This window comes from Calothrix sp. FACHB-168 (genome assembly GCF_963889195.1).
Classification (GTDB): Bacteria; Cyanobacteriota; Cyanobacteriia; order Cyanobacteriales; family Nostocaceae; genus Aulosira; species Aulosira anomala_A.
Window position 1 is genome coordinate 53,307 of the sequence record NZ_CAWPNJ010000019.1, and the last position, 13,735, is coordinate 67,041.

Sequence of the window (13,735 nt, forward strand, 5' to 3'; positions counted from 1 at the left end):
TTATATAGAAGAGATAGCATTAGGTATCTTTTCCCTTGAGTAAATATAATTATCGTTCTCTTTTCAGAAGAAGAAGAAGTAGAAGCTATAAATCCAATCCTCTACTTAATACAGCTAGATTTAATCTATTGTTTAGAAGTAGTACTCCCTATGAGTATCAATCTCAAGAAGATTTATATAGGGGATTTCTTAATAATGAATATATGGAGATGGCTGAAAGAAGAGCCGAAGAATCTAATGCTGAAGCTGAATTAGCTGTTAAAAGAGCAGTATTAGATAGAGCAATAGATATATTTGATGCTTCTTTAGAAGAAGATGGATTAGATTCTAATGCTGTATATAAAAGATTATTTGGAGCTTTTGAGACTAGAAATCTATTTGATGATAATGACTTAGATAGAGAATTCTCTAGAGATTTACTTCATGACTTAAGTAAGTTTATGAGAGGAGAAGAAGTAGATAATAAAGAACTTATTCCTCAATATAACTATATAAGAGAAAGAGAAAGGGAATTATTAGATAGAGAATTATTGGCGGCTCCTAATGCTAGTAAAGCCATCAATGATGATATAGAAAGATTTAAAGAAAGGGCTCATGGTACTAGTTCTAGTATTAATACTATTACTGGAGGAGGATTAAATAGAAGTAAAAGTTTACTAGAAGATATTAACTTTGTTAATAGACCAGGTATCTTACCAGCAGTAGCTATGTTAGCTGAAGCTAATAAAGAATTCTTTATAGATATCTTCCAACTACAGAATAGAACAATACAAGACTACTACATAACTAATATTATCAATAGAGCTACTGCTTATAGAGAATCAATAGCTAGAGGAGAAAACCCAGATAAGTTTAGTTTTAATATAAGGATGGCATTCAATTTAGAAGCGCCTCATGATGTTGGTTCTATGGCAGGCATTCTAGGATCTAACTTGGGCTTCTATAACAAACTAATGAGATTAAAAGATTTATATAAAGATGATATAGATATTAATGTTCTATTCGCTGATAAGAAAAGCCACCCTAAATTTATAGTAACTGATAATTACGCCATATTAGGATCTCAAAACCTTACTGCTCCTGTTGGTAAATCTGTTTATCAAGCAGGATCTAACTATGAAATTATTAAAGTTCTTCATTATAAACAAGAAGGATATACCCCAGATGAATTAATAGAAGAGATTAGAGCTGGTAGAAAGAGTGCTAAAGATATAGATGCTCAATCTCTTTTATATCTGCAAGCTAGACAAGTAATGAAAAGAACGTTTAATAAACCCAATGAAAAGAATCTTTCTAGTGAAGTGAGTAATATAGGGGGCCCTGTAGAAAACTTTAATTTTCTTAAAGGAACTCTTGAGTATATAGATGGGGCTGGTAGAAGAAATGATGCCCGTATGTCTATGATTCTAAACCAAGTATTCTTACTTCAATATGAAAAAGATTTAATGTTTGGTAATAAAGGTCTTATTAAAGGTGAAATGGGGCCTCATTCTCAACAATTATTTGATAGTAGAAATCAATATATTAATCAGAAAGCTCAAGTCTTTCAGAAGATGCAGAGACAATTCTTAGAGATGGTTATTGAAGGAAGAGGAGTAGCCTATGTAGATATCAGAACTTATAGAGATAAAGTTCAAGATCCAGTAATGGATAAGTTAAGTGAAGTTGGATTATTAAAAAACTATAATTATGATCTAACAAAGTTAGTAGGTGACTTAGCAGTAGGTAATACTACTAAAGAAAGAATTAACTCTTTAACGGCTGAACTAAAGAAGTATAGCTATAAAGGACAGGCATTAGATGAATCTATGGCTGTTCAAATTATGGCTATGGCTAGTGGAAATATACAGTCTGTTAATGTAGCAATGCAGCATGGTAAAGAGTGGTTAGCAGAAGAAAGAGATAAGAGTGGTAAATGGGTTCCTATTGCTGCTAAGAGTGGATCATCTAACCCTAATATGTACTCTGGAGCTTTAGCAAATAATGAGTTTGAAAAAGATTTAACTAACTGGGAAATAGATTTTATTACTGCTAACGATAAGGTTAGAAAGCTGGCTAATGTACAGAGAGATAGAGGTACTTTTGGATTTGGTTTAAGTAGAAACCAAGAAGAAGAAATGATGAGAGATCAGGCTAATGCTTTTCATGAGAAGGTCAATGATATAAGAGTTAGAAGAATAGGTCAGATTGAATATAGTGATGTTTATCAAGGGGGAGAATGGGAAAAGCAAGTAGATAGAAGTAGATTGATGGAGCTACATGATAGGTTAAAGAATCTAACTAGTGATCTAGGTGTAGATAATATTATGTCTGTTGGAATTAATAGAGATAATCATAGTAGAGCTATATCTTTATCTGTTAGGTTAGATCCCTCTAGATTAGGAGTTAGTGGATTAGGGCCTATTAGTTATAAATTCACTACGTTATTAAATGGAGCAGGTAGAGATGAAGGTTATGTAATGGAACTTAATAAATCTAAGATGATTGGTAGAACAGAAGTAGTTAATACATCAGGAGTCAATCTAGTTACTGGATTTGAAAGGGATGGTAAACAATTAATAGTTCAACATGGACAAAGAGTAGGATTATCTCCTATAGAAAGTACTATTGCATTACTTAGTTCAGTAGCGATAGAGGTAGGTAATCAAGCACTTATTAATAAACCTAGAGAAGAGTTTGATAAATATAGAGGTAATTATGATGCTATAGGAAGTATGGTAGTTAATTACCTATTAAAGATGAGTGGGGTTAATAGAAAAGATATATCTTCTCTATTAGATATGGATGGAGGAGATTTGTTATATGGGATTATTACTAAGTTTGAGAATAGATTTACGGGTAGAGATGGCGGCGTATTAGATAAGGTTAGGAGTTTAAGTAATATTTCTTTAAACGATAGTAATAGAAATGTTCAGATAAGAAATCTAATTAATACGATGAAGTTAATGGCTCTTAATAGTGGTACTAGCAGAGCTGGAGTTCTAGTAGGAGGAAGTAATTTTGATAGCAGTAATTCTATTATTAGTCAATTCATAGCTCTTATGGGTATGGATGAGTTTGCTGATTTAAGATATGACGTTATTAACGCTAACTCTAATAGCTTTTATAGAAAAGGAATTGAGCAGGGTATAAAAGAAGTTAGTAATAGTAAGTTTGAGGATAGATATTTATATGGACAAATAAATACTTATAGTGGATCTCAAGGAAGTAGAAAAGTTCCTATATATGGTTTTGATAGAGGAAGAGAAAGAGATGTTCGTATTATTAATAGTCAAGGAGGGCTAGCTAGTTTAGCTTTACTTAATTCTCCATATGCTTTTGGGCCTTCTAGTGATTTAGGTAGAGGAGACTTAGCTTTCTTCTCTGTAGCTGAAGGAGGTGGATCTAGAGAAATAGGTAATATTGGAGATGATCTAACTAATGAAGCTTTACTTCCTTTCCATAGACATGCTGGTGTGGGTCATTTAACTCTTATGGATACTATAGAAGATAGTGGAGTTGGTGCCATATTGAAAGTTAGTGAAGCGGCTGATTATGCTAAAACTATTCAACATTTAGGTGGTGGTTTTGCTAGTAAGACTGGAGAGGATTATGTTGAAAGATTGAGAGAGATGAGTGGAGAGGATGATACTTTCCTTATGTTTTACTTTGACAGAATTGGTAAGGCTTCTCAAATTAACCAAAGATTAAAGAATGTTGGTGGTACTAGACCTCTTATGGATCTAACTATGGAATACCAACAGCTTATAGATACTATGAAGGCTGTTAAGTATAAGAATAAATTTAGTAAGGGTTCAGTTAATGTGGCTACCAGTGATCAATTAAGAGCAGCTTATCTAGATGATCTAAGAACAGGATTAAAAAGTATTGGTAAGAGTAGTGATTTAATAACTAGCGATTATGCAATAGGAGCAGAGATAGGACAACAGTTAGCTCCAGTATTAAGCGCTCAATTAAGTAAGGTAGTAGAAGATATTAGATCACAAGTAATGAGTGAATTTAATTTCTCTAAAGAAGAAACTTATGGTGGTATAGGTGCAGAAATATTTAGGGCTAAGTTATTAAATGTTAATACCCATGCTTCTATGGATAGAGGAATGATGGCTTCTTCTAGAAGACATGGTTCTCCTATTATGCTTATGCAATTAAGCGGTGCTTATTCAGATTGGTATTATGCTAATCCAGAATATGGTGGTGAAGATGGCATGAGACAGACTTTTATAGATAGAAGTGTTAAGACTGTTCAAGGAAGTAAGTTAAGAGCAACTATTTCTTCTAGTGATCTTATAGATGCATTAGGTATAGATAGCTGGAATATAATGAATAATGTAATGAGAGAAAGTGGTGAAATTATAGCTTTTGATAATGAGGATAGAAAAACTTGGGTATATAGATATGATGAGAGTAAGAAAGAATACATAAAAAAGAATGTAGTTGATAGTAGGAAACAGTTTCCCCTTATCAAAGATACTATTGAGAAAGTAGTAGAGAAACCCAGCTTTAGTTATGTTAGTGCTACTAGTAGTACTGCTTCTTTCTTCGAGGAGAATGCTAGAGAGGTATTAAAAGATATTAGGATATTAAGTGCCAACTTAGATAGTAATGAGATTCTAGTAGAAGTTAATTATATGAGAACTCTAGTACAAGGAGGAGGTAGAAGAACTGAATCTAGTGCTGGTGGTTTATTTAAAGGTGTTCCAATATTCACTAATATGAATGGAGTATTAGATGAATGGATAGGACAAAGGGGTGGCTCGTTAACTGGAGCTAATATAAGAAGGGAACAGATACAAGGTATAGCTAACCCTAAGAACTTTAAGAGTTATTTCTTCTCTCATGGTGCAGAGATATTAACACAAGAAAGAGATAGTAAAGGTAATAGTAAATATTTAAAAGCATTACTTAATACAGATACTAGAGTATTAGCCGCCTCATTATTGATGAGTATGGGTAATAGATTTGGTGGTGGAGGTAGTGATGAGGCTATGGTTGCATTAGCTGAATCTGCTAGAAGAGGAGATTTAGGAGAGTACTTTAAAAATAGATATCAATATATAGCACTTAATTCTGGTAGTACTAATGCCTTAGATATAGCTAAGGCGTTTCTTAAGGGTATTAATGCAGATCCTACTGGTGAGTCACTAAAAGTATTAAGTGGTAAAGATTCATTAACTGGTGACTTAGGTGATCTAAACGTTAAGTCTATTGGGTTTATTGAATATGATGATATAGCTAGATCTCTTAAAGGAGAAAGAGGGGCGGCTAATAATCTTAGAGATAAGTTGAAGTTATTATTATCAGATCCTACTAAAGGAATTATTAACCAAGAATATCTAGCAATGGATAAGAGTGGTAGAGGTAGAGAGTTGAGTATTATAGCTGGGGGAATAGATTTAATGGCGCAGCTTATTACTTCTAAGGCTATTACTATTCCTGTAGCAGATGTATTAGGAGATGAGAATACTTTTAGAGAACTAGCTGCTATTGATGGTCAAGCTTATAGAAAGATTATCGAGTCTGATAGGAAAGATGAATATGCTCAACTATTAAATTACTTAGCTAATACAAGTCATATAGTAGGTCTATTAGCTCCTACTGCTGCTTCTCAATTGAAAGTACCTGTTAGTAGTAAAAGTAAAGCCTATTTAGAAGCTCAATATCTAGTACCAGAGGCTTTCAGCGCTCAAGCTAATGTATTTAAGGATAGTGGTAATGTAGCTAAGTTAAGAGATCTAGTATCTACCCTATTAGGTGCAATGATGGGCGGCACTGGAGATGAGTTTGTAGGGGCTACTAATAAGCTACAAGTATTTGATTTAATGGATGTCTATTCTAGAAGTCCATTATTCAAGAGTAAGATGCTAGGTTTCTATCATAGTGCGATAGGTAGTACAGGTCAGTTTGATTCTTTAAGAAGAAGATATGAACTATTTGGTACTATTCAAGTGATGATGGGATCTACTAGTTTTAATTACACAGAACAAGATAAACAAATGATTGCAAATCTTATTAAGAGTAGTAAGGTTGGCAGTATGGAAGATGTTAAAGGATTGTTAGGAGTTCTAGAAAAGAATCAATCAAGAGGTCAGTTTGAAACTACTCTTAGTTTAGGTATAGAAGGAGTAATGAAAGAGTTTGAAGCTGTATCTACTGAATATAAATTACTTAGTGATAAAGCAGAAGGTATTAGTCACGCTTATTCAGTGATAGAAGGGATGAGTAAGAGTGGAATGCAGAGAATGGGGTTCTCTTTCCCTCTACTAGAAATAGAAGGAGGTAAGGTCAGATTTAATAAAGCTGTTAAAGTATATAGTTTTGCCCCTTCTGCTGAAGATACTCGTATTGTAGGAGAACAATATGGGGATCAGATGAGTGAAGAAATAAAAATAATTATGGATGTTTGGGAAGGTTTAGCAGTAGGGACTCATGTTAATAAATTACTAGACAAGATAGCTGTCATGGGAGATGAGGGAGAAGTAGAAGTGGGATTGGAAGCAGCTAGAGATATTATTAGGTGGCAAGATAGCGCTATGAATATATTTCCTCTATTACATGGAGGAATAGCTGGTACTAGATTGCAACAGGTAATGGGTAATAAGACTCCTATGGAGGGAGCTAACTTTACTGCTGCTGGTTCTCTATTAGTTCCTAATGGAGTGTTGGTAGGAATGGATGCTATTCAGAATAAGTTTGGTGGTAAAGCAGCAGAAGATAGAAAGAAAGCTTTAGTTATTCTAGAAGATAGAATAGGTAAGAATACTAATAGAATAATTAAAACTAAAAGACAGTTAGCTGAGTTAGAGGCGGCTAATCCTTCTATTCCTTGGAAAGGTAAAGACTTTAGGGAGTATATGAAGAATGCTACTAAAGGTGAATTAGAAGCTGCTAGTAGAAGAAATGATTTACTTAAAGATTTAGGTTATTATAACGACCATAGAAGATTACTTAGCGCTCAACATGTAATGTTGCATGATGGATTAGGGCCTAAAGGAACAAAACAAATAACAAGATTAATAGAAGAGTCTACTAAGATTAGAGAAGCTCTTAGTGCAGCTACTAATAATGATGATAAGGAAAGGATACTACTTCATATAGAAGATAGATTAGGTCACTATCAAGATTTGAAAGTGGAGAGTTCTATTAGAGAAGGAGATTACTTTGCTAGATTAGCTGCTATTGCAGAGATGCAGATTCTTCAAGTGGAAGCTTTAGGTAGATTAGGTAGGAATAGTGGTAAGTACGGTGATACTACTATTGAAAAGATGAAAGCTAATACATTGGGTTTAATTAATGCTCCTTCAGTAATAGAAGGTCTTAGGTTAGGTAGTGGTAGAAAAGGTATGTACATGCCTAAGATGAGAGCTGAATCTCTAGCAGGTGAGATTAGAAAGGGGACTATGAATGTAATAGATAGATTTAATGATGATAAGAGAAGTTTGAATGCTCAAGTTATACAAGAGAATATAGATATTGTTAGAGAACAGATTAAGCAGTACCAAACAGATTTAGAAACTAAACATGGAGAGTTCTTCTTAAAGAGTCAGCTTAATCAAAAGATACAAGATATGTATTCTAGATTAGATGGATTCCAATCTAGATTAAGCAAGAGTAGTAGTCCAGAAGAGTTAGCAGATATTAAACATTTATTAAATAGTGATTTATCTAGAAACTTTGTAGAGCTAGATCTAGTTAGGATGAATTCATTTAGAGCTTCACCTATAGGTAATGAATTTATTACTTATAGTAAATATGATGTATTCTCACTTGAAGATTTAAATAATAGACTTCAAGAGAAAGGTTTTACTATGAGTTTTAATATAGATAGAAATAAGACTTTAGGTTTATTTCATCCTATAGGATTCTATACTAGTCAAGGCGGTGACTTTGATGGAGATAGTGCGGCGGCTATATTTGAACATAGTAGAAGATTAGATCTACAAAGAGAACATAACTCTGTAATTATTAGAAATATAGAAGAAAGTATTATTGATGTAACAAATAAGATTAGTAACGAAACTGATCCTACTAAATTAGCAGATTTAAATAAAGCTTTAGATAAGTTAGAAAGTAGAAAAAATAAATATATTAATGAGAATAGAGACTTAAGTGTTACTCTTCAACAGGTAGAGAAGACTAATAGTATTACTGAATTTAAAGATAAAGCTGCTAGTTGGGTAAGTAATTATCTAAAGATAGATAAGGCTTTTCTAGAAGGAAAAGATACTAATGTAATATTTAGCTTCTTAGAACATGCCAGAGATTTATTTGATGGTATGAAGAATATAGTTAATAAGCCTATGTTAGAAGGTCTTATGGCTATAGGAAGAGATGAGAAAGTAGTTCAAGATAAAGGTGCATTTGAAAGATTAATTATAAGTCATAGTACAGGTAGTGATAATAATTTATATGAACTATTAAAAACTGATAATGGATTAAGAGAAGATATTAGACAGAATTTAGTAAAAGCACATCAGAATAAAGATGGGTTTGATAAAGGTTTAACAGAGTATTTAGGTTCGTTGACTCAAGCTCAAGTAGGCAGTGATGCAATTCAAAAGTATCAGTCTAGAGGGTTAATGGGTGCGGGCATGAATACAGAGAATATGGAGATGATGAATAAAGCATTAGCTCAAGCAGGTAGTGTGATATTAGGTAAGACTTATAACACTATGGCTGGGTTATTATATGCTGAATCTCCTATGTTAGCTATGGCTCATGCATTAGAGAATGATGATCCTGAAGGTACTCTAGGTAATCTAGTAAAGAGAAATATAGGAGATCAGGGATATCAGGATTTAATGCAGAGTGCTAAATATGCTAGAGGATACTCCCAAGAAATGGGGGGATTTCTACAAACTGTTAATCAGATTATGAGAGATTCTATTAAACCTAAAGATGCTGCTGGATTCTTCAGAGAATTAAATGATAAGTTAGATGCCTATAGAAAAGCTAATGAGAAGGATAAAGATAGAATTATACAAGAGTTAGTAGAAGACTTCGGGCCTGGATCTGGATTAAAGGCTTTAGTTCAATTAGATAATTTAGTAAGACATATAGAAGGACTAAGAAGAGAAGAGAATGATACTAATGAGAAATTAGCTAATCAAGAGTTATTAAGAAAGTTTGGTATTAATGAAGAAAGTCCAGAGTATAAAGAATACTTAAGAAGATTGGGGTATGTAAATCCTAATGGAACAATAAATGCCAGTAGTTCAGAGGGATTAGAAAAACATGGTAATAAGAATGTAGTACTAGCAGCTTACAAAACTAAGATGGATTTAGTAAGTGTAACTAGTGCATATGCTTTTGAGAAAGGAAGAGGAAAAGAATTATTATATAAGGGCGGTAGATGGAACAGTCCAGATAGTACTGGTAATACTTTATATAGTATCTTTAAGGAAGATTTAGAATCAGGATTACCTCAATTTAAAGCAATAGATGAAGCCATTACACCATTAATAGATATAGCTGGTAGACATCTAGCTAACCCTAGTCTAATACCTATTAATACTCTTAATAGAGACGAAGCTGAATATGTTGATTATATTAAGTCTATGATTCCTGCTCAACATGTTAGTAAGTATGAAGAGATGGATGAGATAGATAAGAAATATCATGCTCATGTTTTCTTAAAGACTAAAGGACAAACAAGCCACTTTGCTGGAGACTTTGGAGAAAAGCTAATTAGCTTTGCTAAGTTCAATGCTAATAGAGCTGAAGCTTATGGTGGTAACTTTATGGCAGGCGGTAAGAATTTATTATTAAGTAAAGATAGTAGTTTCTTTAATCATCTAATGGCAGCAACTTCAGGGAAAATAGATAATGAGACTCTAGCATTCTTTATGAATGCTAACGTAGCTACTTTTAGAAGACATACTGGTAAGAGTAATGCTTCAATAGAAGATGTTCTTAGTGCAATGAATAGTATGGGTAATCTTAATACTAGTGAAGAGAGTGCTAGGATGGCTGAGTTATTAGCCCCAGCATTAAAAGATAAAGAAGTAGCTGAGTTAATGATGGCTAGAGTTAGACAAACTCAATATGGAATGATGTCTCAAACTGTATTAGAAATGCAAAGAGGCGCAAGTACTGATAATTTATCTGAGATTAATGAAGATGATTTAGTTAAACATGTACAGAAATTAGGCGCTAGTAAAGAAACAGCTAGAGAATTTGTACAAAGACATTTAAGTTATTTATTAACTAAGTCTATAGCTAATCCAGATAGTAATGGCAGTGAACTAAGTCAAGCAGAAGCAGATTTAAGACAGAAGATGGGGAGAGGATATATAGCACCTAATGTAAGAAATCAAGGTAGTAATATAAACTTAGGTCAGCATTTAAAACAGACTACTTCAGGTCTAATTAATAAGAATTCTGATATAGGTTTAGAAATATTTGCTTTACCTTTATTAGCAATAGCAGGTCAAGCTATTGCCAGTGGGGAAGTTAATCCAGAAATATTCCAACAAGCAATAGGAAATAGTATTACAGCTCTTGCCTATACAAGACCTTATCAATTCTCAGGGAAGACTGATTTAGGAAAAGGTATTACTGCTGCTTCTAGTATTGCTGCTGGTACGGCATTTAAAGCTAGGATGGCTATTCAGAATCAGGAAGATGGAGATATTGGTAAAGCTCTTACAGGTTTGGCAGTTAGAGAAATAGCTATGAATGCGACTATAGGACTCGTATCAGAAAAGTTTACTAATGTGGCTGCTAGAGCATTAGGAAGAGAGAAACATACATTAGATATCAACACATATGAAGGGATAAGGGGTGTGGCTGCTACTGCTTTAGGCGGTATAGCTAGTGCTGTATTAGGTATGTTAGTAGGTGAAGGGGCTAAACAAATAGTTAATCCTAGTAATCCTAGTGTATTAGAACAGACTCTAAAAAGTGCAAAAGAATATCTAAATAGAGTAAAACAAGTATCTAATGAAGAATTACTAGACGATAACTCTAATTTAGAAAGTAGTAATGGAATAGTAGAATATATAACTTATAGAAGTTATAGTGGTGATCCTGAGATTAATACTGCTACCCAACAAGGTCTATATGCAGAAGATTTAGATAACGAAGGGGTTAGTGAAACATTTCAAACTGATAATACCTATGATGGATATCAAACTGAATTAAGTCCTTAAATAATTATGGATTATCTTAAGGGGTAAAATATTTAATTCTGAAGTAACTGTTTTATAGTGAACTAACTTATTAGCTAATTCAATTAATCTTCCTTCAGGTGAATATAAACCTACTCTAAGATCAATAGAAAAGTGTTGAAGTTCAGTAGGTACTTCAAGAGGCTTAGAAAAATAAAGAGGCTCATCAGCATTAGTTAATTGAGCAAATAATATATGAGGTAAGATAGTTATCTCATATACCAATTTATATTCAGATAGATTTATCTTCTTCATAAATTCTCTTCTAGAGAAGAACTAAGATTAAAAGTAAAGTTAATTAAACCAGAAGATATTAATATATAACATATAGAAGCAGCTTGTTCTATTATCTCTTCTTCTGTTTCTGCACTAATAGAAAGGACTAGGTAAGTATCTTCTATACACTCAAGTACTACATACTCTGATTCTATTTCTTCAGGAAGAAAGGGATATATAGAATTAATACTAGCGTTTATTTTATCTTGAATAGTTAAATAGTTAGTGAATATCATAAGTATCTTGCCCTTTTAAGAAAATGACCAAGGGCGGTATATAGTAATTTAATCTGAGTAATATATCTTATATCAACTCCTTTATATATAGTCTTAAGTATATTTCTTCTAGCTTCCATAACATGACTATATTCAGTTTGATAATAGAAATTAATTAAATAAATTAAAGTTTCCTTCTTACTTAGAGAAAGATAATCTTGTAAAGCTAGAAACTTTGGTATAGCTTCATCTTCTATTGGTATCCTAATATCTGTCTTACCTATATTAAAATCTATTACTAACTTATCTTTATCCCCATAAGGTATTTCAACTCTTCTTTCAGAGATAGTTAATCTTCTATAATCTAATACTTCTAAATCCATACTGGAGAATTAGTCCTATTATTAAAATCGGATATTATATTGAAAGTAGTATTACTATTCCAAAAGTTATCTAATAAATTAGGTAATCCTGGCGGCTTTAATCTATTAGATAATAGAGTATTACTAGGATGAATAAGGTTTTCCTCACTCTCAGTATTCATAGGAACAAAACTTCTCCATTTATATTCTCCAAAGAAATCTACTCTCACAGAAGTATGAGAAGTATCAGTCACATCTATTAGTCTTATCTCTAAATATCTACTAGTTAAAAGAATAAAAGTAGGATCTACTAATGTACCTTCTTCATTGACAGTATTCTTTAATCTAATCTCTATAGGATATTGACATGTGACTACTGCTCCTAAGGCTTTACCAACATCAATAATAGGAAGAGTATAAGGATTTGTTAAAGGACTATATATTACTGGCAGCACATTAGGTTGGGATAAAAGTGGTCTAGACCACTCAACATTTCCTATGTTCTTATGAGCATATACAATCTCCTGTCTAATCCTAGAAGTGGTTTTCTTCCATCTGAGAAAGTCTTGATTAGGATTACCTACTACAAAAGAAGAGTAAATAGATTCTAGAAAGTAGTTACTTACTTGATAATAGAAAGTACCTTCATATTCTTCTAGATAAGTTCCTAATTGAATAATATCTAGAGTTGAATCAACATTAGGAAAAGATAGAACGTTATATGTTCTACTATATGGATTCCTATCTAGTGTTGTTAATTGAGTTCCATAATCCCAAGTGGTATCTATCTCCGAGTAATACTTAGAGATAGATGCCGATAATATTTCTGGTATATTAACTTCTTTAATATCTGTCATTAGCCTATAAAAGTATCACTAGAAGAAGTTTGAATAATTCCACATATAACTCTATCTTTGATACGAACTGCGGGTCTTCCATCTACAAAAGTAGTACGAGATCCAGTAACAGCAATTCCAGGTAGGGAACTATCAAATAATCTAACTTGTCCTCTACCATTTACAAAAGTTGTTCTAGAAGCAGATATAAAAGGCCCGCTAACTCTACCTCTACATATCTTCCTAACAAAGTCTCCTAATCTAACTGCTGATTGCATTCTTCTTCCTCTTGGAAATAACCTTCTTCTATACCATCAATAAAATTTATAAATTCATTCTTACAATTAAGAAATCCTTTATCATAATCAACTACTAAATATCTAGTGGATTTAATTAATAAACTGCCATCTTCTCTAAATAAGACAGAACTATTATTTAAGGAAATAACTAGTCCCTCTGAGGTAGATGAAATAGAGCTTAGAAATTTAATAATACTAACTAATCTATTCAAAGGATTCCATATCATAATAATTACTTAGCTTTTCTTTAGCTGTATTGTTAAGATGTATAACTTCATTAGATATAGTATAATCAATTCCTTCTTTTAATCCTTCATCAAGAAGAACATGTTCTAAATCTTTAAACGAAGGAAAGTATTCTATATCATCTGCTCCTATATCATTAATAGTATCTACTAACCATATACAAAGATCAGGATTGTTAGTATTAAGATAATCAGCCGCCTCTCCTAATATAAAGTGCATCTGTTTCTCTTGAGTTACTTGAGATATAGATTCAATAAATAAATCTACAGCGTCTATATTCTTTGTGTAAGCTAACTCTACAAGTAGATTAATAGCATAAAAATTAAAATCTTCCAT

At 32.6% G+C, this 13,735-nt stretch carries 8 protein-coding genes; 1 reads left to right on the forward strand and 7 read right to left on the reverse strand.

The window, feature by feature from the left end; genetic code table 11:
* Positions 1–35: 35 nt before the first annotated feature.
* Entirely contained in the window at positions 36–11,147 is an 11,112-nt protein-coding gene (locus tag AACW45_RS10995) for a hypothetical protein (RefSeq protein ID WP_190692774.1), read from the forward strand.
* Here the strand turns inward: AACW45_RS10995 and AACW45_RS11000 are convergent.
* From AACW45_RS11000 to AACW45_RS11030, 7 genes are read right to left on the reverse strand one after another with little or no spacing between them, the layout of a single operon-like run.
* Complete coding sequence (locus tag AACW45_RS11000; protein ID WP_190627620.1) at positions 11,136–11,420, reverse strand: hypothetical protein; 285 nt, start codon at positions 11,418–11,420, stop codon at positions 11,136–11,138. The two genes, AACW45_RS10995 and AACW45_RS11000, sit on opposite strands and share 12 nt — an antisense overlap.
* Positions 11,417–11,677, reverse strand: coding sequence for a hypothetical protein (locus AACW45_RS11005; protein ID WP_190627622.1), 261 nt, complete (start codon positions 11,675–11,677; stop codon positions 11,417–11,419). The genes AACW45_RS11000 and AACW45_RS11005 overlap by 4 nt, the downstream gene beginning before the upstream one ends.
* A complete protein-coding gene (locus AACW45_RS11010) occupies positions 11,674–12,039 on the reverse strand; it encodes a hypothetical protein (RefSeq protein WP_190627624.1) in 366 nt (121 codons plus the stop codon). Before AACW45_RS11010 ends, AACW45_RS11005 begins: the two co-directional genes overlap by 4 nt.
* The gene (locus AACW45_RS11015) at positions 12,030–12,875 is read right to left on the reverse strand and encodes a hypothetical protein (protein ID WP_190627626.1); all 846 of its coding nucleotides are present in this window, start codon (positions 12,873–12,875) and stop codon (positions 12,030–12,032) included. The genes AACW45_RS11010 and AACW45_RS11015 overlap by 10 nt, the downstream gene beginning before the upstream one ends.
* On the reverse strand, positions 12,875–13,132 hold the full coding sequence (locus tag AACW45_RS11020) for a PAAR domain-containing protein (protein ID WP_190627628.1): 258 nt from the start codon (positions 13,130–13,132) through the stop codon (positions 12,875–12,877). The genes AACW45_RS11015 and AACW45_RS11020 overlap by 1 nt, the downstream gene beginning before the upstream one ends.
* The gene (locus AACW45_RS11025) at positions 13,111–13,365 is read right to left on the reverse strand and encodes a hypothetical protein (RefSeq protein WP_190627630.1); all 255 of its coding nucleotides are present in this window, start codon (positions 13,363–13,365) and stop codon (positions 13,111–13,113) included. Before AACW45_RS11025 ends, AACW45_RS11020 begins: the two co-directional genes overlap by 22 nt.
* Entirely contained in the window at positions 13,358–13,735 is a 378-nt protein-coding gene (locus tag AACW45_RS11030) for a hypothetical protein (RefSeq protein ID WP_190627631.1), read from the reverse strand. The genes AACW45_RS11025 and AACW45_RS11030 overlap by 8 nt, the downstream gene beginning before the upstream one ends.